Annotated in this window: 21 protein-coding genes; 8 read left to right on the top strand and 13 right to left on the bottom strand. The window is 46.2% G+C overall.

Annotated features, from left to right (window positions below; all coding sequences use genetic code 11):
• Window positions 1–122 precede the first annotated feature (122 nt).
• Complete coding sequence (locus DXN05_RS24685; RefSeq protein WP_158559236.1) at window positions 123–290, bottom strand: hypothetical protein; 168 nt, start codon at window positions 288–290, stop codon at window positions 123–125.
• Between the two features lie 317 nt (window positions 291–607).
• On the opposite strand from DXN05_RS24685, the gene DXN05_RS13040 reads away from it, so the two are divergent.
• The gene (locus DXN05_RS13040) at window positions 608–964 is read left to right on the top strand and encodes an RNA recognition motif domain-containing protein (protein ID WP_116847711.1); all 357 of its coding nucleotides are present in this window, start codon (window positions 608–610) and stop codon (window positions 962–964) included.
• A gap of 79 nt (window positions 965–1043) precedes the next feature.
• On the opposite strand, the gene DXN05_RS13035 is transcribed toward DXN05_RS13040, so the two are convergent.
• The 4 genes from DXN05_RS13035 to DXN05_RS13015 form a co-directional block, all read right to left on the bottom strand.
• A complete protein-coding gene (locus tag DXN05_RS13035; protein WP_116847966.1) occupies window positions 1044–1670 on the bottom strand; it encodes an NUDIX hydrolase in 627 nt (208 codons plus the stop codon).
• A gap of 427 nt (window positions 1671–2097) precedes the next feature.
• A complete protein-coding gene (locus tag DXN05_RS13025; RefSeq protein ID WP_116847710.1) occupies window positions 2098–3093 on the bottom strand; it encodes a type II toxin-antitoxin system HipA family toxin in 996 nt (331 codons plus the stop codon).
• A 2-nt stretch (window positions 3094–3095) separates the two neighbouring features.
• Window positions 3096–3419, bottom strand: coding sequence for a HipA N-terminal domain-containing protein (locus DXN05_RS13020; RefSeq protein ID WP_116847709.1), 324 nt, complete (start codon window positions 3417–3419; stop codon window positions 3096–3098).
• Entirely contained in the window at window positions 3416–3634 is a 219-nt protein-coding gene (locus tag DXN05_RS13015) for a helix-turn-helix domain-containing protein (RefSeq protein ID WP_116847708.1), read from the bottom strand. The genes DXN05_RS13020 and DXN05_RS13015 overlap by 4 nt, the downstream gene beginning before the upstream one ends.
• Window positions 3635–4162: 528 nt before the next feature.
• Here DXN05_RS13015 and DXN05_RS13010 point away from each other — a divergent pair.
• Window positions 4163–6724: a DUF5686 family protein gene (locus DXN05_RS13010; protein ID WP_116847707.1), complete on the top strand. Its 2562-nt coding sequence runs from the start codon at window positions 4163–4165 to the stop codon at window positions 6722–6724.
• 77 nt (window positions 6725–6801) lie between these two features.
• Here the strand turns inward: DXN05_RS13010 and DXN05_RS13005 are convergent, their stop codons facing one another.
• Entirely contained in the window at window positions 6802–7290 is a 489-nt protein-coding gene (locus DXN05_RS13005; protein ID WP_116847706.1) for a hypothetical protein, read from the bottom strand.
• 290 nt (window positions 7291–7580) lie between these two features.
• Between DXN05_RS13005 and DXN05_RS13000 the strand changes: the two genes are divergently transcribed.
• From DXN05_RS13000 to DXN05_RS12985, 4 genes are read left to right on the top strand one after another with little or no spacing between them, the layout of a single operon-like run.
• Window positions 7581–8288, top strand: a complete 708-nt coding sequence (locus DXN05_RS13000) for a hypothetical protein (RefSeq protein WP_147313911.1) — start codon at window positions 7581–7583, stop codon at window positions 8286–8288.
• 6 nt (window positions 8289–8294) lie between these two features.
• Window positions 8295–8960, top strand: a complete 666-nt coding sequence (locus DXN05_RS12995) for a hypothetical protein (RefSeq protein ID WP_147313910.1) — start codon at window positions 8295–8297, stop codon at window positions 8958–8960.
• Window positions 8915–9703: a sensor histidine kinase gene (locus DXN05_RS12990; protein WP_116847703.1), complete on the top strand. Its 789-nt coding sequence runs from the start codon at window positions 8915–8917 to the stop codon at window positions 9701–9703. The genes DXN05_RS12995 and DXN05_RS12990 overlap by 46 nt, the downstream gene beginning before the upstream one ends.
• A 2-nt stretch (window positions 9704–9705) precedes the next feature.
• On the top strand, window positions 9706–10353 hold the full coding sequence (locus DXN05_RS12985; protein WP_116847702.1) for a response regulator transcription factor: 648 nt from the start codon (window positions 9706–9708) through the stop codon (window positions 10351–10353).
• A 25-nt stretch (window positions 10354–10378) separates the two neighbouring features.
• Here DXN05_RS12985 and DXN05_RS24935 read toward each other — a convergent pair whose 3' ends face one another.
• Both DXN05_RS24935 and DXN05_RS12975 read right to left on the bottom strand, forming a co-directional pair.
• Complete coding sequence (locus DXN05_RS24935; RefSeq protein ID WP_211330041.1) at window positions 10379–10648, bottom strand: hypothetical protein; 270 nt, start codon at window positions 10646–10648, stop codon at window positions 10379–10381.
• 136 nt (window positions 10649–10784) lie between these two features.
• Window positions 10785–12962 (bottom strand): glycoside hydrolase family 3 C-terminal domain-containing protein, encoded by a 2178-nt coding sequence (locus DXN05_RS12975; protein ID WP_116847701.1) that lies wholly within the window; start codon window positions 12960–12962, stop codon window positions 10785–10787.
• 149 nt (window positions 12963–13111) lie between these two features.
• Between DXN05_RS12975 and DXN05_RS12970 the strand changes: the two genes are divergently transcribed.
• The gene (locus DXN05_RS12970; RefSeq protein ID WP_245975202.1) at window positions 13112–14224 is read left to right on the top strand and encodes a LacI family DNA-binding transcriptional regulator; all 1113 of its coding nucleotides are present in this window, start codon (window positions 13112–13114) and stop codon (window positions 14222–14224) included.
• A gap of 27 nt (window positions 14225–14251) precedes the next feature.
• Here the strand turns inward: DXN05_RS12970 and yiaK are convergent, their stop codons facing one another.
• Entirely contained in the window at window positions 14252–15259 is a 1008-nt protein-coding gene (gene yiaK / locus DXN05_RS12965) for a 3-dehydro-L-gulonate 2-dehydrogenase (RefSeq protein ID WP_116847964.1), read from the bottom strand.
• Between the two features lie 250 nt (window positions 15260–15509).
• On the opposite strand from yiaK, the gene DXN05_RS12960 reads away from it, so the two are divergent.
• Entirely contained in the window at window positions 15510–16139 is a 630-nt protein-coding gene (locus DXN05_RS12960) for a TetR/AcrR family transcriptional regulator (RefSeq protein ID WP_116847700.1), read from the top strand.
• A 13-nt stretch (window positions 16140–16152) separates the two neighbouring features.
• Here DXN05_RS12960 and DXN05_RS12955 read toward each other — a convergent pair whose 3' ends face one another.
• From DXN05_RS12955 to DXN05_RS12940, 4 genes are all read right to left on the bottom strand, one after another.
• Complete coding sequence (locus tag DXN05_RS12955) at window positions 16153–17124, bottom strand: phosphatase PAP2 family protein (RefSeq protein ID WP_116847963.1); 972 nt, start codon at window positions 17122–17124, stop codon at window positions 16153–16155.
• A 563-nt stretch (window positions 17125–17687) separates the two neighbouring features.
• The gene (locus tag DXN05_RS12950) at window positions 17688–19010 is read right to left on the bottom strand and encodes a DUF4833 domain-containing protein (protein ID WP_116847699.1); all 1323 of its coding nucleotides are present in this window, start codon (window positions 19008–19010) and stop codon (window positions 17688–17690) included.
• A gap of 33 nt (window positions 19011–19043) precedes the next feature.
• The gene (locus DXN05_RS12945; protein WP_116847698.1) at window positions 19044–21617 is read right to left on the bottom strand and encodes a DUF5686 family protein; all 2574 of its coding nucleotides are present in this window, start codon (window positions 21615–21617) and stop codon (window positions 19044–19046) included.
• A gap of 8 nt (window positions 21618–21625) precedes the next feature.
• Entirely contained in the window at window positions 21626–22000 is a 375-nt protein-coding gene (locus DXN05_RS12940) for a GtrA family protein (protein ID WP_116847697.1), read from the bottom strand.

Raw genomic sequence — 22000 nt, 5'->3', positions numbered from 1 at the left:
CCGGTTAAATGGCAAAGGTAATGGCTGGATCAACGCAGCACCAAAGCTGTGCTGTTTGCAAAAAAGAAATGGCAGCCTTGCGGGCCGCCATTATTCGGTGAGTAACAAAACACGGGAATCAATCAGCTGCCCCTGCTGCCACCTGTTTTAATCATTTTTTTGCCACCGCCGCCGGCAGGACCAGCAGCCTTGCCCGGCTTGTTGATAAACTTGGAACCACCACTCATAGCACCGCCCTGGCTTTTCGCCGCGGGTTTGCCTTTTCCTTTATTGTTGGTAGGTAATGACATAATGTTTCTTTTAAAATTATCACCAAGGTACAAATTCCACGAAAACTACAATGCTTTAACCCGGTAAGCCTTCAGCGCTGCATTTATATAATTATTAAAATTAATATATAAAATGATCATATATTTGTGCAGCCAGTTAATTCAAACAACTGTTTTTATCCCTGAAAACACAAGGGCATATTAAATTTGCTGCCGTTTGGTTTTAAAAACTATTTTTAGCGACTTTTGTTGTAATTTATCAGTGAATTGCGTTACTGGCCTGTTATAAAACCCGATCTTTAGCGCTTCGCTTATTATAAATTATTTAATAGAATACCATGAATCTTTTTGTAACAGGGCTATCCAACGACATCGACGATATCGACCTGAAAGAAATGTTTGAACTGTATGGCGAAGTAACAACAGCAAGGGTAGTACTTGATAAAGAAACCAAAAGAAGCCGCGGCTTCGGTTTTGTGGAAATGCCCGATGTAACAGAAGCCAAAGAAGCCATCAATACCCTGAACGGTGCAGGCTTAAGGGGTAAAAGACTGGGTGTGCAGGAAGCAGAAGAACGCAAGCCCAACAACAACAGCGGTGGATTCCAGCGCAGGGACAACAACAATCGCCGCGGTGGCGGTGGTGGTGGCTACCAGGGTGGTGGCGGTGGCGGCTACAACAACAGGAGATACTAAATAAACTTCAGCCATATTACGTATTATATAAACTCAACAGGCGCATATACCATGCTTCCTGTTGAGTTTTTTTATACCACTAATCAAAATAAGCTTCGCTTTCACCGGCTTCCACGCGCTGCAGCAACAATTGTATCTGGCTGGCCAGTATCCGGTCTTCAGAAAGCGCAGGCAACTGGTCCGGTTCAAAAAACTGCACATCCAGCACATCAAAACCCTTGTTCAGCTGCTGCGATGCTGCCTTACATAAAAACACAAATTTGTATACATAAAACGGCTGCGGCGGGTGCGGGTGCATGCGCTTGTCAAACACCGCCAGCAAACGTTCGGCTGTTACCACCAGCCCGGTTTCCTCCACAAATTCTTTGATCACTACTTCAGCAGGTGTTTGCCCTACATCGGCCCAGCCACCGGGTAAAGACCAGCGCCCGTCTGCCTGTTCTTTTACCAGCAGCAAACGCCCCTGCTCATCCAGCAGCAACCCCCTTACATCTACTTTTGCCGTGGGGTAATCCTTCACATGCGGATACTGCAATTGCAAGGCAGTAGCATCGTGCCCGCTCAGCAACTGCAGCATGTGCTGCCCCAGTTGTTTTAATGCTTCATAACGTTCTTTATCGTACGGATCTTTGGCATACAACAACCCAATATCACTGATAGATTGTACCTGTTTTAACAGATCCAATAATTCATTTGCTGTGTTCATGCCCGCAAAATAACACATATATGCAACAATACTGTTCTGTAAAATACTGCTGTATACCGTACTGCCGCGAATGCTTTTAATGCTTGCAGGATTGTTTTACTTTACACCTGTTCTTTACTGATTGCATCTTTATCACACCTGCCATAAACTCCGTACCATGTTAACGTCAACTGCTTTGGATGGCCTTGCTGCCTTGCTTGGCGGTCTTACACTTGGCGGCGGACTGGGACATTTAACACGCGGTTACGGTCTCACCACCCCCCACCACCAACAGTGACCTGTTCTGGGCCATACGCGGCGGTGGTGGCAATTTTGGTGTGGTTACCTCTTTTGTATTTAAGGCAGACCAAATGTCTCTATGCTAAAGTTGGCTAACATTCCTTTTTAAGTAAATGGAGCTTTCTATTATTGAGTTTGCAATCGTTGATTAGTCTTTCACGTCTTTTTCTAGTTGCCGCAATCGACCTTGATACGATTGCCAATAATTGCGTTTGGTGGTTTCATCCAAATAGGACGCCAACGTTAATTCCTGCACTTTATCTGTTTCGGAAAGCATAAGTTGCCTGATTGCATCGAAGGAGGCCTGGGAAATGCCTGCCTGATCAGCTAATACTGAAAACTGCTGCATAATTTTCCCCTGAGCTAAATTTTTGGGGAGTAAGCCATCATCTAAGGCGAAATCTTTGTCCTTAATGTGGATCTGGCTGTTAAGCAAGTCATACGCCGGACTTAGGCGGTAATCTCCCATGGGCGTTTCGAGGAGAGAAAAATTCTTGAAATGTGCATCACCATTTGAGAAGAGATAGTTGAACATGAGCAGTTTCAGTAATTTCGGCGCTTCTACGGGATAAGCCGGGACGTATTTTTGCATGAGTTGAAATAGCTGCAAATAGTTGCCGAGATATTTATAATGTTCTCCGTGTGTTTGAGGCGTACGCCCGGCTAGTGATGCGAAATCTTCTTGCGCGAGTTTTCTATCATTCTCATCGACATCAAAACGTTTAGTTATGTACGCGGGGGCTCCATTCTTAAAGAAAATCAGCGCATTCTCTGCCGTTTCAATTTGATATACTTGTCGCGCAATCTGCATGGTAAGGTGTTCATTGGGAGGCATCTGGTCCGGCCGCCGGCCGGCTGCCGGAATTGGTTTCAAGATGTAACTTCCCTTTTCACCCTCATTGATCAATCGAAGTTTGTTCTTCTCGAGTAGAACAGAGAATTTTTCTTGCACACCCGAGATGGACATGTGTTTTCTATTTTCATCAAAGAGTTCGTCCATTGCCACATTAGAGGCGGGTGAATCATAGGGAAGTAGATGACTTACTTTGCGGCCCTTGAAGACCCTGACAAGTGCAGTTCTACTATAGGTATGGTAGCCAGCGGCCAGCGTACCGGGACAATGTTGAATATCTGGTAAACTCATGTTTAATCGATTTTAGACACGGAAACCGCGCCGATGGTATCTGTTTGAGCAATCGTCAGCAATAACCCGAAATAGTCGGTCTTATCCAAGTGGTTAAGCTTGCAAACAACTTGTTTGTTTGACCCTTCTGGCAGCATGTTGTAGAAGAATGGGAATAGGTTACTAGAATGGTATGGTGAGGCGATCTTCGGCAATGTAAGGCTGATCGCTGGCTTGCTGCTATCTTCTACCCACGATGCGTTATACTGGAATGTGAACGTACCGTCATCATGCTGTGTTAAGACGCCGGCTTCTTGCCCTTTGAAAAAAATCTTGGCTGCTCTCATGAGTTAATTTCCCTTTTTTTAATGATAACCGTTACTTCAAGGCCCAGTGCGTCACCGAGCTTTTGAAGTGTTTGCAAGGTAGGATTGCCCTTGCCGCTTTCAAATTGTTTCAAGGTTCTCAATGCTACGCCGGAAAGTTGAGCAAGCGTCTCCTGCGTCACATTTAGAGATTCCCTTCTGGCTTTCACGATGTTGAATATTTCATTAGAGTGCATTATAATACCTTTTTCATGGTAAATTTAAGCATCCTTGATTAAAAATTCATTGCAAAGTGCAGCAAAAAGCACTTTTTAATTAAAATATGTGTGAAGCACATCCAAATACAATAAAAAGGGCACTATACTGCCCTTTTGAGACTTATCTCCGTTTACTTAGCAAAAACGAAAATTTTGCCCGCTAACTGGATTGTATTTATTAGCCAGCAAACATTAATGTCAATGGAATGCAATTTCCATATCATACTTTGTTTACTTTTTAAGGAGGAATGGTCGTATGCTTTGGCCCATTGCAGCGATTTATTAATGCAAGGCCCCCTTATGATACAATCAGAACACACTAACAACCTGACGCTAAATCATATATAGCTATCCCTACTGATTACATCTATTTTATCTTTATATGAACTTTCGTTATTCGCAGCTAATTGAACCGCAGCGTCGCATAAAAACGTAAATTGAGCTAGTGTAACACGCAGTTACTTCCCTCTGTGTATTGCCCGTCACCAATGCAACCTGCTACCATACATGACATGTTTTGTACGTTCAATACTCATCCCCTGCCTCAGCCGGCCTGTGTTGCCGGTACTGCTCTTTATTTTGCTTTCGTTTACAGCGCGTGCACAACAAACCATCACACTTGCAGGCGCGGTACGTGATTCCCTTAGTCACTTACCCTTGCCCAATGTAACCGTGTATATCGGCAGCACCGGCACACGCACCGATGCATCGGGCAAATACCAGCTTGATGTGGCTTTGCCTGCCACTGTGCGCTTTCTGCTAACCGGTTATAAAATAGTTACCATCAAGTTCACCCGCAGCAATTACAACCTGCATACGGTGATTGATTTGCCGCGCAGTGTTAGCCAGCTCGAAGATGTTACCGTAAGCACACGTTTCACCGGCAGGTATTCCAACAAGAACAACCCGGCTGTAGAACTCATACGCCAGGTAATTGCACACAAAGACCAGAATGATATAGGCGCCTACCTTACTGCCAGCTTTAACAAGTATGAAAAGCTGTGCATGTACCTGGATAAATTTCCGCACTGGGTAGAACGCAGTAAACTGTTGAAGAAATACCGCTTTGTGTTCGATAACAAAGACACCACCAAGGTGCCGGGCAAAGAACTCACGCCCGTTTTTATTGAAGAAGTGGCCTCCAGCAATTACTACCGCAGGCATCCTGAAAAAACTAAGACCATCATCACCGGTATTAAAAAACTGGATTACGGCGAGTTTATCGATACCAGGGGGCTCAGCACTATTTTTAACAGGCTGTACGAGGACATTAATATATACGACAACCACATCGTGCTTTGCACACGCCAGTTTACAAGCCCTATTTCAGATGCAGGGCCTGCTGTTTACAAATATTTTATCCGCGATACCATTGTAGACAATAACCAGCGTTTTGTACAGCTCTTCTTTATGCCGCGCAACAATGCAGATTTGTTGTTCAGCGGCACCATGTATGTTACACTGGATGGAAACTATGCAGTGCAGAAAATAAATATGCAAACCGGCAGGCACATCAATCTTGGTGTGATCAGACATTTGCAGGTTGCGCAGCAGTTTGCAAAAGACACAGTCGGCAAATACCATTTAAACTATTCCAATGCCATTGCCGATTTTGGCCTTACCCCCGGCGGCTCGGGCATGTATGGCGAACGCACGGTTCGCATGAACAACTTTGTTACAGACATACCGCTGGATGACAGCCTGTTTAAAGGATGGTCACTTCCCGGTTATGACACGATGCAATCTGTCACCGATAAAAATTACTGGAACAATCACCGGCCCGATAGTTTATCAACTGCTGAAGCTGCCACTTACCGCAACATTGACAGTTTACGGCACCTGAAATCTTACTACCGCGCGCTGGATTATTTTACATTGGCTACATCCGGTTATAAAACATTCGGACCGGTTGAAGTGGGGCCTGTTGCCAGCTTCCTCAGCTATAACCCGGTAGAAGGTTATAAACCACGAATCGGCGGCCGTACCAACACACATTTCAGCACCCGTTATTACCTGGACGGATATGCAGCCTATGGTTCGCGTGATCATGAGCTGAAATATTTCGGAAGGGTATCCTACGCGCTCAACAACAAATCGGCTTACACGTATCCCTTACACCTGCTGCGTTTCAGCTACCGCAACGATACCAATATACCCGGTGTGAGTGATGAATATGTGGAAGAAAACCTTTTTCTTTCTATAAAGTCGGGCATTAACGACCGCTATCTGTACAACCATATTTTCAGGGCAGACTATATACATGAACTGGGCGATCACCTGTCACTGGCAATGGGTTTAAAATACCGCGAGCAGCAGCCCGGAGGCTCCCTCACATTTGTGAAACAGAATTACACCCACAACGATACCATTTCTTCTCTTACTACAGGCGAAGTATCGTTCCAGGTGCGTTGGGCGCCGCATGAGCAGTTTTACCAAACAAAAATTGACCGTGTTACGGTGAACAACCGTTACCCGGTGCTTACCCTGAATTTCACACAAGGCATTAAGGGGTTAATGGGCGGGGAATACCAGTACAGCAATATCAACATGAGCATTTTCAAACGCTTTTATGTAGCCCCGCTGGGCGTTTCAGACGTTACGGTGAGCGGCGGCTACCTTACCGGCAGGCTGCCCTGGCCCTTGTTGATTATACACTCCGGCAACCAGGGTTTTGCCTACAGCGGCAGTGCATTTAATAAAATGAACTATCTAGAATTTGTCAGTGACCATTATGTAAGCGTGGCGCTGGATCATGCATTCAAAGGTTTCTTCTTTAACAAAATACCGCTGCTGAAAAAAATGAAACTGCGCGAAACACTGAATGCCAAAATACTGTTTGGCGGCTTGCGCAACGAAAACAAGGAGCCGTACAGCATTTATCATTTCCCGCTTACCGATGGCAAAATACAAACCTATTCGCTGGGCAGCACGCCATATGTAGAGGCAGGCGCAGGCATTTCCAATATATTCAAGGTACTGCGGCTCGATGCTATCCGCAGGTTTACTTACCTCGATCACCCGGGCGTAAACAAATGGGCTATACGCGCCCTGTTTCATGTAGAGCTGTAGTAAAAATCACTATAGCCTGTATACACAGATGCCACACCGTAACTGGTGTGGCATCTGTATGCAGTGAATGTGGTTCACTATAAGCTAAAGCCATAAGCAATACGCAAAGCCAGCTGTTTTGTTTCAGTGTATTTGGTATAATCTTCATACTTCACGCTCACATCCCAATGTTTGGCAAATGTGTAACCGATAGCAGGAGACCATACAAACGAAGTACCCAGGCCTTTGTCAACACCAAAGCCTGCACCGGCTTCAGCACTTACATAAAAATTGCTCACAGGGAAATACTTCAAACCGGCTTTAACAGGGATAAAACCTGCAGATGCCTGGTTGTCTTTTTCAAAGAAATGGGTGTAACCGGTTGTGAAAATACCAGACAGGCCGTGTACAATGCCTTTCTGCAAGCGTACATCACCACCCAATACAAACGGGGTTGGTGTTTTTAAACCCAGTCCGCCGTCAACACCAATGCCAAGACGCCAGGGATCTGATTTTTGTGCGTTTGCGGTTAACGCTGTTGCTAAAACAACTACTGCCAGTACTGCGGATCTCATTAACTTTTTCATGGTTCTTAAAATTTTTCTGTTACGAATCGAATCTTCTGTGTCAGTGAAAATCAGAAATAATGCCAAAGCTATTTGTCACTGACAAAACAACCACTTACTGACAAAGCAACAAAAGCCCCGTAAAGACCGGTGTTTACACGGTTTCTTCCGCTGAAACGCGTGTTGTACCAGTGAAACAACCAACAGAATGTGTGTAAAACACCTATTGAAAAAACCAAAAAATGTTAATACCTTTTGTCGATTATGGCATATACCGCCATTTTTGTATTTTTTTCAAACCCAATCTCTTTATGAAAAAACTCTTGATCACGACCAATGTGCTCTCTCTGCTTGTTATTGCATTCATGGCTTTTCAAAAAAAACACAATCCCAAAGCTGACCAACCTTACAAAACCTGTATTGATTGTACGGAAGACAACCTGGCAGGACTTTCTCCCAATGATTTACTTGAATCTATTTCCCGCTACGGTACCACACATGCATCAGTTATCAATGCGCAACCTTACCCCAAAAAGCACCATATTAAAGATGGCCGCGCCTGCTGGTTTCCGCTCGATACACTGAAGCGCTTTATCTGCCTGATGGAAAAATATTCCACTAACCTCAACATTCCGGTATCCGACCTGGGGATCCGTTTTTACTATGGTGTATACGGCGATTCCAGCTCAAAAGTGTGGAACAAGGCTTATGCAAGCCAGCACACTTTGTTCCTGGTGCCTACCTACAATAATAAATCAACTGCCTTTGATATCGACTTCGACCCACGCTATTGCAGCAACAGGAAAAAAAGCCTGCACCTGGGTTTGAAAGACAAATTTGAAATCCCAGACATTACAGAAACCATGCAGTCGGCAGATGCACAGAAAGGCATGCTCATGATGCAATCTACCAACCTGATGAGCCAGAACCAGGGTAAAATGTGTCCGCCCAACTGCCCGGATTCCACCACAGCACTGCTGAAGAAGGCCGATTCATTACATATTGATTATACCAACTAAGGCCTTATGGAGAGGATGTTGACTTATCTTGAAATTGCAGCATTTATCGCTTCACTGCTAGCGCTGAAAACCATTTGGCGAACGCCTGCATTGCGCATTTTCCCTTTATTGCTGGGACTTGTGGCGATTGTGGAAACCTATGAAGAGTTTTTTGCCAACAATACTTCCCCTGTGAATGTAAACGTGTATAACATACAGGTACCCTTGCAGCACCTGCTGTACCTGGTTATTATTTATTTTTCACTGGGTAATAAAAGATACAGGAAATACATCCTCTTCTTTATTATCACCTTTATCGTAGCAGCCATCGCATTAACCCTGTTTGCAAGTGTCAATAACAGGTTTAATGCAAAGGTATATTGCGTGGGTGCTATTTATATCGTTTGCAGTATTGTACTCAAGTTTTACGACATGCTGCAAAACCCTGCCGATTTCAATTTCCTGCGTAATCCTTTTTTTTATATGCTGTTCGCTTACCTGCTGTTCCTGGTAGGTACCCTGCCCTATTTTACCATGAGCAACTGGCTGTACTTTGTAAAAGGGTATAAAACAACAGTTCAGATGCTGGTATATGTATCAACTGTACTGAACATTATTCTCTATAGCACTTATACAATCGCTTTTTTATGGATGACGCGAAAGAAGGATTTCTACTTATCGGTACAACCATGATCGTTCTCGTTGCCTTCCTGATTACCATACTGGCAGTAATGATCATTTACCGGAGGCGAAAACTGGAACATGCAAAAGAAATAGAACACATTAATGAACGCTTTTCACACGAGCTGTTGCAAACACAATTTGAAGTGCAGCAGCTCACCATGCAGCATATCGGCCAGGAAATTCACGACAACGTAGGGCAGAAAATAACACTGGCTACCATTTACCTGCAGCAGCTGCAGCAGGCACCGCCGGGCATACAGCAAACCATTTACAATACCATCGCTATTTTGCACGAATCGCTGAGCGATTTAAGAATGCTGTCGAAAGACCTCACCGATGCTTCTTTCCTCGATACAGACCTGTTCCGGCTCATCAGCAATGAATGCGCTAAAATTGAAGCCAGCGGCGCATGCGCCATTTCGCTGAAAAGCAATGTAGATTATATTGATGCTTCCAATGCCATTAAAAGCTTTACCCTCCGCATTTTACAGGAGTTTTTGCAGAACAGCCTTAAACACGCAGCATGCAGCAACATCAGCATAGCACTGCACCACGACAGCAATGGGCTGCAGGTGAAGGCCGAAGACAATGGACGTGGTTTTACACTAACTCCGGCAAAAGGCAATGGCATAGGCCTGGAGAATATGCGCAAACGTGCAGAAATGATACAGGCAGCTTTTTCACTCAGCAGTATACCCGGTGAAGGCACCCGTATGCTGTTGCAGATACCTGCCCATACTTTAAACAGATAAACATGCAATACAGTGTAGTTATAGCAGACGATCATTTACTGATTGCAGAAGCCATTAAAGCCGTGATCAACCAGTTCCCCGACTACAGGGTTCTTTACCAGGTAGCCAATGGCATGTTGCTCACCGAACAATTCGCCAAACAGCCCCGGCCCGATATTGTGCTGCTCGATATCAACATGCCCGTAATGAACGGGTTTGAAACCGCTGCCTGGTTAACAAAACACTACCCGCACATTAAAATACTCGCCCTGTCAATGCGCGATGATGAAAAAACACTCATCCGCATGCTGCGAAACGGCGCCAAAGGTTACCTGCTTAAAAATACCCGCCCCGATGATCTGCATCATGCCCTGGATGAGCTGGTGCAACAAGGTTTTTACTACCCTGACTGGATTGCACGGAAAATGCTGCAGGGCATGTTTGCAGGAGATTCCCCACCTGAAGAAAAAGCAACAGCGCTTAACGACAGGGAAATACTGTTCCTGGAATATGCGGCCACAGAATTAACGTACAAAGAAATTGCAGAAAAAATGTATTGCAGTCACCGCACAGTAGAAGGTTACCGCGACACCCTGTTTATAAAACTGGGCATTAAAACCCGCGTTGGGCTAGTGATGTACGCATTAAAAGAAGGCATTACCAAAATATAAAACCACAGGCAACACCGCGGCGGGGTTATTTGCCCGCGGCTTTTTTACGCGCCGCCTTTTTGGGGGCAGCTTTTTTAGCGGTCTTCTTTTTTACTGCAGCCTTCTTTGCAGTCTTTTTCGGCGCAGGTTTACCCCAGTTATCTTCCATTGCTTCATAAGCATCGCCCGATATGGAGCCGGCTTTTTTTGAACGTGACGCGCCTTTTTTCTTCCGTGCGTTAATATTGTTCACCAGCGAATTTTTTACCCCCAGCCTGTTTTTCTTCGCTGTTCCTTTTTTTGCAGCTTTTGCCATAACAACATTTTAAATGATAAAACTGGTTTACATTTTTACAACAGGGTTGCCGGGCAAAAGTTTTGCTGTTCAACAACCGCATAAAAAAAGGCATCACTGCTTCAACAGCAGCAATGCCTTTCATTCAGTTCATCATTTATAATTTTACATCAGCCGAAACAGCAGTTGCAGCCCCCAGCGTTTCGCTTCTGCTGCCAGGCAAACTGCCTGCAATACTGATGGTAAACGATTGTGCAGGCATTACGGTTTCACCTTTGTCATTTACCAGGCCCAGCAAATCGGGGGTAAGTGCAAACTGCACCTGCTGCTGTTCACCCGGCTTCAGCGTAATGCGATGAAAGCCTTTCAGTGCGTACAGTGCAGCGTCTTTTTCATGATGGGTAACGTACAGCTGTACCACTTCATCACTGGCGTATTTACCCTTGTTGGTTACGGTTACGCTGGCGGTTACGGTTTTGCTGCTATTGCTGTTTTTTACCGCTGTACGCAGGTTGCTGTAAGTAAACGATGTATAGCTCAATCCAAAGCCAAAGGGGTACATGGGCTGTGCCGTCATATACCGGTAGGTTCTGCCTTTCATGGAATAATCTTCATATGCAGGCAACTGTTCGTACGACTGCGGGAAGGTAATCGGCAGCCTGCCTGATGGTGATACCTTGCCAAACAATATATCCGCCACTGCGTTGCCACCTTCTTCACCAGGGTACCATACCAGCAGCACCGCATCGGCCAGTTCATGTACTTCAGACAGGTTCATGGGGCTGCCGCCGGTGATCACCGCAATCACAGGCTTCTTATTATCCCTCTTCAACGCACGCAGGTAGTTCAGCTGGTTCTCCGGGATATTATAATCCAGCCGGTCACCTGCATGTGGTGAGGCAATGGATTCGCCCTCTTCGCCTTCCAGCAAACCCGAAATGCCCATTACCACTACAGTAGCGTCGGCTTCCCTGGCTTCACCGCTCGACCAGTCAAGCGGGTTTACATTATTCCTGTCAAGCAGTATCGCCTGCCTGTAATGCAACTGTGATCCCGGCTGCACCTGTGCCGAAATACCTTCCAGTATGGTAACCATGTGGTCGTTTACACCATAATAGTTGCCCATCAGTACATCACTGTTCGATGCATTGGGCCCCGTAACAAAATATTGCTTCAGGTTATTCTTCAAAGGCAGCACACCATTGTTCTTCAGCAGCACCACCGATTCAGTAGCTACCGTACGCGCCAGCTTGCGGTGCGCCGCGCTGTTGATAACAGATTCGGGAATATTGTTGTAAGGATTTTGTTGCGCAGGATCAAACAGGCCGAGTTTAAAACGTGTACGCAGCAACATGGCCAGTGAACTGTCAATCATTTGCTCGGTTACCAGTCCCTGTTTCACCGCGTCGGTCAAAGCGCCATAGGTATCGCCGCAGTTCAGGTTTACCCCGCGCTGCAAAGCCAGTGCTGCCGCCTGTGTGCGGTTGGCCACCAGTTTATGGCCATTGAAGAAATCATCAATCGCGCCGCAGTCAGATACAATATGTCCCTTAAACCCCCACTGGTTACGCAACACATCCTGTAACAGGAACGTATTGCCGCAGCAGGCCTCGTCATTGGTACGGTTATAAGCACACATTACTGCTTCCACGCCGTTGTTTACCAGTGCATGAAAAGCCGGCAGATAAGTTTCCCATAAATCCTTGGGCGAAGCCTGTGCATTAAAACTGTGCCGCAGTTTTTCAGGCCCGCTGTGCACCGCATAATGTTTGGCGCAGGCAGCCACTTTCAGGTAATGCGGGTTATTGCCCTGCAAGCCTTTTACAAATGCAACACCCATCTGCGTGGTAAGGTAGGGATCTTCACCATAGGTTTCCTGTCCCCTGCCCCAGCGCGGATCGCGGAAGATGTTGATATTGGGTGTCCAGAAAGTAAGCCCGCCATATTGCAGGCGGTTGTTGTTTTTTACCGATGCATTGTACATGGCCCTTCCTTCATCACCAATGGCATCTGCGGCTGCATGTATCAACCGGTCGTCAAATGTAGCAGCCATACCTATTGCCTGCGGAAAAACCGTGGCTACGCCCGAGCGTGCTATGCCATGCAGCGCCTCGCTCCACCAGTTGTATTCCGGGATATGCAGGCGTTCAATAGCCGGTGTATTGTTCATCATCTGGTTCACTTTTTCCTGCAGGGTAAGGCGGCTGATCAAATCGTTCACCCTAGTATTTACCGGCAGTGCCGTGTTCAGGTAAGCAGGCGTTTGCGCGCCCGAACGCAGGCATACCTGCAGCAGCAAAAGCAATACAGCAAAGGATTTCAGAAAGTTTTTCATGAATCAGTCAGTTTGTATGAGTGGGATAAATAAATCTGATGTAATTACACAGATGCATCGCCGGGAAAGCGACCAGGAATAAATGTTGCATGCTGAATCGTTTTATGGCAAGATGCAGTGATGAATAAGCTGCTGTAATATAAAGAAAAATGTATATTACAACTGATAACATTATTCAACCCAAACAAAACCTGCACAACCTGCCGCAACCTTGTTGTATTGATTGTATGCAAAAAGAATCCACCATTTACGACATTGCGCACCAGCTCAACATTTCCATAGCCACCGTTAGCCGCGCATTGAAAGATGACCCTGTAGTAAGCAAAAAAACCAAGAAACGTATTTTCGACATGGCCGAGCAGCTGGGCTACCGCTCCAACCATTTTGCCCGCAATCTCCGCAGCCAGCGTACGCATACCATTGGTGTAATTATACCCCGCATTAACAGTCATTTCATGAGCACCGTTATAGCAGGTATCGAACAAACCGCAGGTGCCGATGGCTATAACCTTATCATCAGCCAGTCCGCCGAATCTGTTGAAAAAGAAAAGGCGAATGCCAAAACCATGTACGATAACCGCGTAGACGGGTTGCTGGTTTCACTTGCCATTGATACCGCAGACCTGCAGCATTTCGATGCCTTTTTTAAGAAAGGAATCCCGGTTGTTTTCTTCGACCGTGTAATGGAACAATCCAACAGCACCAATGTACTGATCGATAATGTGCGAGCAGCCTATAAAACCACCAGCCATTTAATTGAACAGGGCTGTACCAATATTGTGCACATTACCGCAACACCTAAACGCAATGTGTATGTAGACCGGCTGAAGGGCTATAAACAGGCGCTTGAAGATCACGGTTTGTCCTTCTCCGAATCGAATGTCATCATCAACAATTTAAGCCAGGATGAAGGTGCAGCCGCAGCAGCTGATATACTTAGCCGCGCTGCAAGACCGGATGGTGTTTTTGCCGCAAATGATAACTGTGCCGCAGGTTGCATCATTGCTTTAAAGCAGGCAGGCATCCGTGTTCCGCAGGATATAGCCGTGGCAGGCTTTAACGACGACCCGGTATGCAGGGTGATAGAACCCAACCTCACTGCCATTAATTATCCCGGTTACCAGATGGGTGAGGTGGCAGCCCGCCATCTGATCAATTATTTATCGGGCGATGCCTCGGTTGCCGTAACCAACAGCATTTTACTAAAGTCAGAACTGGTGGTACGTAACTCCAGTCTGCGCCGGGCCATGCCGCAGGGTTAACAATTGTGTCGTTTAAACACAAAGCTGTTATCGTGTGCCGGCTAACGATGCCGTCATGTCAAGCACGCTTTGCCAGATGTGTTCATTTACCGGTATGCCGTCTTTTTCATTGCGCAGGCGCGTAGCCAGGGTTTGCTCGCCCGGGTAATACACAGCGCCGTTTTCGCCGGCAGGCACCGCTGTTCTGGTGTAGGCAATAATTTCGTCAATGCTTTGCTGCTGCAGGGTTTGGGCATCTATGCAAAGAAAAAACTGCGACAAACCGTACTCTGTTCCGTTGGCGGTTATCTGTGCTACCGACTGCCCGCCGCTGAGTGCGGTGACCAGCACATCGAGCACCATCGACAAACCGGAACCTTTCCAGAAACCCGCCGGCAATGTTCTTTTGGTATCCATGATCTGCTGCGGGTTGGTGGTTAACTCCCCGGCTGCATTGTAACCACCGGCCACCGGCAGTTCGCGGCCTGTAAGACTGTATTCCTGCAACTTGCCATACGAATATTGCGACATCGCCATATCCAGCACCACCGGTGCATCGCCATGCGGTACGGCAATCACCAGCGGGTTATTGCCCAGCCTGGGCAAAGTGCCTCCCCAGGGTGGCATGTTGGCAATGGTGTTGGTAGCACAGATACCAATGCAGCCTGCTGCCGCAGCCTGCCAGCCATAGGTGCCACCACGCATCCAGTGATTGGTATTTTTTACCGATACACAGCCCATGCCATTGCTTTTGGCCAGCGCTGTTGCACGCTGCATGGCCAGTGTGGCAGTATACATACCAGGCGCCAGCCGGCCGTCCCAATATTCAACTGTACCGTTGCTGCCTGTTGTTACCGGCTCAGCATCTTTGTGCACAATACCTTCTTTTACGGCCTGTACAAAAACAGGAAAACGGTTTAATCCATGCGAGTAAACGCCGTCACGACTGTTGCCTGCAAATATGCCTGCACATAAAGCAGCTTTTGCTTCGGTAAAGCCCAGTGAAAGCAGCACCTGGTGCAGCTGCGTATATAAAACAGGATAGGAAATTTTCATGGAGCGTTCGTTTATGGTAGTAACAACCCGCATGGCAATTGGTTGTTGCGCAGGCCTGCAATGCTTTACTGCAAAGTAGTGTAAGCATGTGTATTATTTAAGGTGATACCCAACTTTTACAGGTATATCATCGTTAGTAATTTTACAGTAGTTTGCCGCATATTCAATATGCAATGCAATTTTATCGGTAACTTACAGTATCCAAGCAACCGTTGAACTGCTGCATTTTTAAAATCCGAACGGTAGAATTATGAATGTCACTACACCTACTGCTGAGAATTGCCTTAATGTAGAAGCAGCAATAAAATCGGCTGCGCGCAAGGTTTTTCTGCGCGACGGTTTAAAAGGCGCCAGGCTCCAGGAAATTGCCGATATAGCCGGTATCAACAGGGCTATGCTTCACTACTATTTCAGAAGTAAGGAAAATTTGTTTGAAATGGTGTTCAAAGAGGTGATAGAAAAAATGTATGGCCGCCTCAATACTGTGCTCCGCTCCTCGCTGCCTATCCGGGAAAAGATTGTCGCCTTCGCAGAGAACTTTGTGTGTGATGCACTCGAAAACCCTGATCTCGACGGCTTCTTTATCAACGAATTTGCGCAACACCCCGAATTGCTCGACCAGCTTATTTTCTGCAATGGCAAAGACAGGCCCATGCTGCTGTTCAAAAAAGAAATTGAAGAAGCCAATGCAAGAGGTGAAATAAAAGCAGACGCCACCATGCTGATCATGAACATGCTATCGCTCTGCGCATTTCCTTTTGTAGCAAAGAATATGTTCCAGCGCATGTTCTCTTTGTCAGAAGCGCAAATGGAGCAACTCATCAAAGAGCGCCTCACCATGATACAGCAAATGCTGCTCGATTCAGTAAAAGCAGACTAAAAAATAAACCTGGTTACGTGGTAATGGTAACCAGGTGATGCATCATTTTATTGCCGGGCCCTGTGCGGTTCACAAACCACTGGAACAGCGCAATGCCCAAAATGGCGCAGGATATACCGGCCAGCACATCCAGCACATAGTGGTGAGCATTGTACACCGCCGAAAACCAGATACCGCCCAGTATTATCGCGAACAACAGGTTCAGCCATCCCATCCTGAACTTTATACCATAGTACAAAACAATCAGCATGTACGCCGCATGCAATGAAGGCATGGCAGCAAATACATTCGAGCTTTTGCTGTACAGGCCGGCAAATATATGCACGTTGAAAAAGGCATCAAACCGTGCAAGCCCGGCTGTATTACCCGGTGTGGCGAAATTAAAGTCGAACCCGTGCTGCATAACATACCATGGCGGAGCGGCGGGATAAATATAGTACCCGATAAAACCAATAATATTAACAAGCAGGAAAGTAAGTGAAAAGTAAAAAAACTGCATGCGGTTGCGGAAGAACAGGTAACCCGCAAATATCAGCGGCACAGGCACCCAGCACAGGTAACACATACCGGTAAAAATATCCAGCGGCAATGCATGATGTATGGCCAGGTATTCGTTGGGCGTTACCACACCCGTAGCAGTATGAATGCCAAACAGGTGTTTTTCTGCATGGTACAGTTCCCCGATGTGTACCGTATTGTACTTAAAATTGGGGAACGCCTTCATGTAATCGAAAATGATCCAGAAAATAAAAAACACGGAGAACCCGGTAACAAACTTGCGGGTAATCTGCGAAGCAAAATACAAGAAGTTGAATAAGGCGATCAGTATCAGCTGATCTGTCTTAAACCCGATCAGCACATAAGAAAGCAATAAGTATCCCAATGAAACCACGCCGGCAAAGCGAAAGCTTTTAGCGCTATACAACGAAGCCTTTTCTGCGGTCGCTTTATTTACCGCAGCAGTAGATATATCTGTTTGATCCATGTCCACATTTAAAATTAAAAAACCTGCTTCCCACGCACACAACCCGCTACATGATGGTTCAACTGTTTCATTGTTCAATTGTTCAAACGAATACAGGTAATAAAATTGAACTTTTGAACTTTGAAACTTCGAACATGCACCTGAGGTTCAATTGTTCCATAGTTTAATTGTTCAAATAGTACAGGGTAATACAACTGAACTTTGAAACGCAGCCACCGCATTCACACCGTTGCCCGGTGCCTCACCAGCAACAAATCTTCGCTTAGCACTTCAACAAAATCCTTCGCTCTCCCCTTACGCCGTTGCCTGGTGTCCCCACCAGCAACAAATCTTCGCTAGTTCTTCAACGAAATCCTTCGCTCTCGCCTTACGCCGTTGCCTGGTGTCCTCACCAGCAACAAACCTTCGCTTAGTTCTTCAACAAAATCCTTCGCTCTCCCCTTACGCCGTTGCCTGGTGTCCCCACCAGCAACAAGTCTTCGCTCCGGTCATTCACTATTGCCTATTCACTATTCACCAATGATCTCCTCACTACTCACCACTCACCACTCACTACTCACCACTCACGACCCTTCCTCTTCCTTCTTCACCTTAATCCTTTCCGTCATCAGCGTATTCGTCACGGGGTCTAACCCATCCAGTTGCACATATTCTACATTGGGCGACCAGAAGCTGCCACCGTTCACCTTAATGTACATGCGGTTAATGATCACCAGTTTGTTTTGTATGTACCCGTAAGCATGAAACTTCCCGTCGTTCGGGGCTTTCATCAGGTACATATTGTATTTTTTGTAGCACACAAAATGCAGCTGCCATTTGTCGGTGCCCAGCTTCTTGTTTTTGATGCCGTAGGCAAACACGCGCTGAATAAAGTTCAGTTCCTGGCGCTGGCCCTGTTCGGTGTAGCGTATCCAGAACACATGCACGGGATCGTCCTGGTTAATTTCGCCATTGCTTTGGTTGTTCAGTTCTACAACAATGGTATTGCTGTTGGGTGTGCGCTGCAGGTAAAACAGTTGCTTGGGGTTGCCGGTAGGTACAGGCAATGAATCGGGGCCACCGTTTGCTGCCTGTGAAGCAAAAGGCAGGCTCACTGCCAGGGCTAATCCAATTATTACCGGCAGCACATTTACCTTACGCGGCGTGGTTACTGTTGTTTTTTTTTGTTCCTGCAATTCTTTATCACGCAAATCCAGTGCACGCTTCGAATCGAACAGGCGCCTGAAAGCCGTGATATTGCTCAATATCGCGAGTACGGTAACAGGTATCGTGAAAATAGACATGGTTTCAAACACATGAAACGAAATGCCCGGAACATACAATTTGTAGTTACCGCCAATGTAATGCGCAGTAATGCCGCAGGCCAGCGCCGAAACACCAATCAGCACTACACGTTCGGGACGCTGCATCAGTCCGCCTTTGCATTCAATACCCAGGCCTTCTGCACGTGCCCTTGTATAGCTCACCATCATGGAGCCGATAAGGGCAATGAAGGCAAACAAAGAACTGAGCAGGTAGTGATGCGCCACCAGGTAATAACAAATACCGAGAAACATAAACAGTTCGCTGTAGCGGTCAAGCACCGAATCGTACATGGCGCCGAAAGTAGAGCTCATATTGCCCAGCCTGGCCACCTGGCCGTCGAGCATATCAAACAGGCCGGCAAATAAAATCAGGCCGCCGGCCCAGCCTACATAACGCAGGTCGCCGCGGTTGCCCTCTTCACCGCCCAGCACAAATATGAAGGCAACGCCGAGGTTGAGAATAAAACCGGTAGTGGTTACCGAGTTGGGGGTGAACCCTATTTTGATCAGCATTTTTACAAACGGATCAATCACCTTATAAATTCCATGTTGCAGTTTAACGCGCAAAGGTTTGTCTCCCATAATCAAGCCATTTATATAGCATTCACGCAATCGTTAAAAATCAAATTTATAACGCACCCTGATACCCCAGGTCGCAATGTCCGGGTTTTCAAGATAGGTAAACCTTTTTACCAGGTCAACCCTTATTACCCTGAATATATTGGTAATACCGATACCTCCCTCAATATAAGGGCGGCCATTCATGGTAAAGGTAGTGGGCGCACCGGTAACGGGATCGCTGGGGTATTTGTACACATTCGCGTTCTTCGACGGATCGTTTTCGTCACGCACACCGCCATAAATCACTTTTGCCTCCAGCACTTCACGCCATTTCAGTTTGCGGAACAAAGGTATCCTGTTAAACAACAGGCCGTTAAAGTGGTGGTCAATGCTCAGCGCTACATAGTGGTCGTTCACAAACTCCAGGAAGTTCATCATGTTGTACGAATCCAGCTGGTAGGCATAGGTTTGGTTGGCATGGTGAATATCCAGCAACGGGTAGGGCAGCTGACCGGTTAAATAACTGCCGGTAATTACCAGGTCGCTGTAACCCAGCCAGCTCATGTATGCCCGCTTGTCTATACGCAGGTCAAACCTGTTGTAACTGTATTCACCGTTGAACAGGCCTTTAATACCCCTGCTGTACATAAAAGTAAGAATAGGGTATTTATTGATAATGGGCAGTCGGTACACTTTGTTGTTGTAAAACTGCTCGTGCGGTGCCCAGCGGATGCTGGCATTTACTTCCGAAGTGGTAATGTTGTCTACGTTCTGCCCGTCGCTGGCTTTGATGTATTGAATCTGGCCCGCTGGTGTTTGTTTCCAGTATTTGAAACCGAAGGTGTACGACAGGTGGTTGGCCAGCTCGTGCACATAGTCCAGTTTATAATAATCGTTGTACAGCCATTTATCGTTGTTGCCACGTTTAAACGACAGCAGGAAGTTGTCTTCCTGAACAAACGCCAGGTTTTGACCGGGAATAGAAGTTTCCCTTTGTACGCTGGCGCGGATATAATTGAGCGGGAACTCGTAAATAGATTTATTGTTGATGGAATACGTTACACCCAGGTAGCCTTTCCATTTTTTGTCTTTGAAACCATAAGCACCGTATGTTTCAAAATAAATACGCTTGCTCAGCAATGGCGTGGTACGCCCACCGAAACGCAAACGGAAACCTTCCACCGGGTTAAAGCTGTAAAACGCGTTCGCCGGACCGATTTCAAATTTGCCGAAGCTTTTGTATCCTACAAACAGCAGGTTGGCAATATCCATCATGCGTTTGTACGAGGTCATATTACGCAGGCTGTCAATGTTATGGTATACCTTGGCTTCTGCGCGGCTCAGGGTATCGTGGCGGTGCTCCTGCCAGAAGCTGTCAGTTTGGGCAGCAGAATTTTCGGCAACCACCTCGCTGGCACCTTCATAAAACTTATCGTCTTTGGCCGAATCAATTACATAGTCTTTAAAGCTCACGCTGCGTTCGCCGTAAATACCGTTGGTTTTGCCATTGCGCGATAAACCGGCTTCTGCCATCACATCACTTTTGCTCAGGTGAAAACGGCCGTCAGGGTTCTTTTCAAAACTCTGCTCAATTTTCATTTCGCGCACAAAGTTCAGGTTGATGTTTTTGCTGGTAAACATTTCCAGCTTCTGCACAGCGTAGTTGCCGTCGAGCGTAATCCACATGGTGCCGCGAAACAGCAGGTCATTGGTATTGCGGGGGGTGAAATACAGTTTCACCAGTTTTTTGCCTTCCAGTTCTACCGTGTCACGGATAAAGAACATATACAGGTCGGGCGCCGCATTGGAAATAGGGCTTACAAACTGGTTGGTAAACAGTGATATGCTGTTGTCGTAAATGTCAATATCCTGGTACAGGCGGTTCAGGTAGGTGCTTACGCCGTTGTTGTCAATAAATTCGCCGTAGTTAACCTTCTGGTCACCTTTTACAAAAACCTTTTTCTTGTAGGGGTTTTTGCGGTAGTATTCATCAGATATTTTCTCTTCGAGATAAACAGGCACCAGGCTTTTGCCTTCAATTTTGGTGGTATCTACATTCTCGAACAGGAAATGATAGTTGCGCAACAGTTTGCTGTTGGCCATTTTTTCAGAAAAGCGGCTCAGTGAAACCTGCAGCTTTTCGTATTTTTCGTATTGTACGTAATCGTAATGTTCAGGGCGGTTTTTGTCTTTATTGGCCACCACCTTGCGGATGAGTTCTACCGCCGGGTTGTCTTTATTGCGGTATTTGGCCCTTTTCTTTGTACTTACCGTAACGTTGTTCAAATCGTTCTCGGTAGAATACAGGGAAATGTCCAGCCCGCTTTCCTTACCCTGCGTGATGTTGACAATCTGCCTTTTATACCCTACCAGGGCAATGGTAATTTGTTTGAAGTAATGATCAATGGTAACCCGGAAGGCACCGCTTGAATCGGTAGAAATAACGCCTTTATAACCCGGCACATAAATGCTCGCATTATTAATGGGATTGCCATTCGAGGCATCCTTAACAGTACCGCTCAGTACAACCTGCGGAGTTTGGGCAAAGCCCTGTAACATTCCGATAAAGAAAAGCACCGTTAACCACCATTTTCTTCTTATAACCAGTAGTTCACCTGAATAATTCATCTTACAATCTATTTAAACACAAATTTTTTCTGAAGCAGGTAGTTATAGCTGAAGCCTACAATTACGGAAACGATGACTTTTGCGATTGTTTCTTCTAATTTTAAATAATGCACAGCCAGGTATAATCCACCCGAGTTTAGGGCTACATTGCCACACCATACGAGCAGGTATTTAATCATTTGAACAGGAGCAGCCTGTTTTTGCCTGGCCTCGAAAACCCAGATACGGCCCATGCAAAAATTCGTAATGGCTCCCATTACATTTCCATAAATACTCGCATGTAGGTAATGCACACCCACTACGTTTTTGGCTAACAAGAAGGTCAGAAAGTCAACCAGCGATCCTGTCAATGAAGCAACCTGTGCCTTTAAAAAAGTAAACAT

Origin of the sequence: Deminuibacter soli, assembly GCF_003412455.1 — a bacterium.
In the GTDB taxonomy this organism is placed as follows: Bacteria; Bacteroidota; Bacteroidia; order Chitinophagales; family Chitinophagaceae; genus Deminuibacter; species Deminuibacter soli.
This window is presented reverse-complemented; position numbering and strand designations above follow the sequence as displayed.

Coding starts and splice junctions, on each gene's coding strand:
- DXN05_RS12940 (WP_116847697.1), bottom strand. CDS start 22,000: ATGTTTACTTTTTTAAAGGCACAGGTTGCTTCATTGACAGGATCGCTG.
- DXN05_RS12970 (WP_245975202.1), top strand. CDS start 13,112: ATGTATATTACAACTGATAACATTATTCAACCCAAACAAAACCTGCAC.
- DXN05_RS13035 (WP_116847966.1), bottom strand. CDS start 1,670: ATGAACACAGCAAATGAATTATTGGATCTGTTAAAACAGGTACAATCT.
- DXN05_RS24685 (WP_158559236.1), bottom strand. CDS start 290: ATGTCATTACCTACCAACAATAAAGGAAAAGGCAAACCCGCGGCGAAA.
- DXN05_RS13010 (WP_116847707.1), top strand. CDS start 4,163: ATGACATGTTTTGTACGTTCAATACTCATCCCCTGCCTCAGCCGGCCT.
- DXN05_RS24935 (WP_211330041.1), bottom strand. CDS start 10,648: ATGGCAAAAGCTGCAAAAAAAGGAACAGCGAAGAAAAACAGGCTGGGG.
- DXN05_RS13020 (WP_116847709.1), bottom strand. CDS start 3,419: ATGAGAGCAGCCAAGATTTTTTTCAAAGGGCAAGAAGCCGGCGTCTTA.
- DXN05_RS13040 (WP_116847711.1), top strand. CDS start 608: ATGAATCTTTTTGTAACAGGGCTATCCAACGACATCGACGATATCGAC.
- DXN05_RS12985 (WP_116847702.1), top strand. CDS start 9,706: ATGCAATACAGTGTAGTTATAGCAGACGATCATTTACTGATTGCAGAA.
- DXN05_RS12975 (WP_116847701.1), bottom strand. CDS start 12,962: ATGAAAAACTTTCTGAAATCCTTTGCTGTATTGCTTTTGCTGCTGCAG.
- DXN05_RS13025 (WP_116847710.1), bottom strand. CDS start 3,093: ATGAGTTTACCAGATATTCAACATTGTCCCGGTACGCTGGCCGCTGGC.
- DXN05_RS12945 (WP_116847698.1), bottom strand. CDS start 21,617: ATGAATTATTCAGGTGAACTACTGGTTATAAGAAGAAAATGGTGGTTA.
- DXN05_RS13005 (WP_116847706.1), bottom strand. CDS start 7,290: ATGAAAAAGTTAATGAGATCCGCAGTACTGGCAGTAGTTGTTTTAGCA.
- DXN05_RS12955 (WP_116847963.1), bottom strand. CDS start 17,124: ATGGATCAAACAGATATATCTACTGCTGCGGTAAATAAAGCGACCGCA.
- DXN05_RS12950 (WP_116847699.1), bottom strand. CDS start 19,010: ATGGGAGACAAACCTTTGCGCGTTAAACTGCAACATGGAATTTATAAG.
- DXN05_RS12995 (WP_147313910.1), top strand. CDS start 8,295: ATGGAGAGGATGTTGACTTATCTTGAAATTGCAGCATTTATCGCTTCA.
- DXN05_RS13000 (WP_147313911.1), top strand. CDS start 7,581: ATGAAAAAACTCTTGATCACGACCAATGTGCTCTCTCTGCTTGTTATT.
- DXN05_RS12990 (WP_116847703.1), top strand. CDS start 8,915: ATGGATGACGCGAAAGAAGGATTTCTACTTATCGGTACAACCATGATC.
- DXN05_RS13015 (WP_116847708.1), bottom strand. CDS start 3,634: ATGCACTCTAATGAAATATTCAACATCGTGAAAGCCAGAAGGGAATCT.
- yiaK (WP_116847964.1), bottom strand. CDS start 15,259: ATGAAAATTTCCTATCCTGTTTTATATACGCAGCTGCACCAGGTGCTG.
- DXN05_RS12960 (WP_116847700.1), top strand. CDS start 15,510: ATGAATGTCACTACACCTACTGCTGAGAATTGCCTTAATGTAGAAGCA.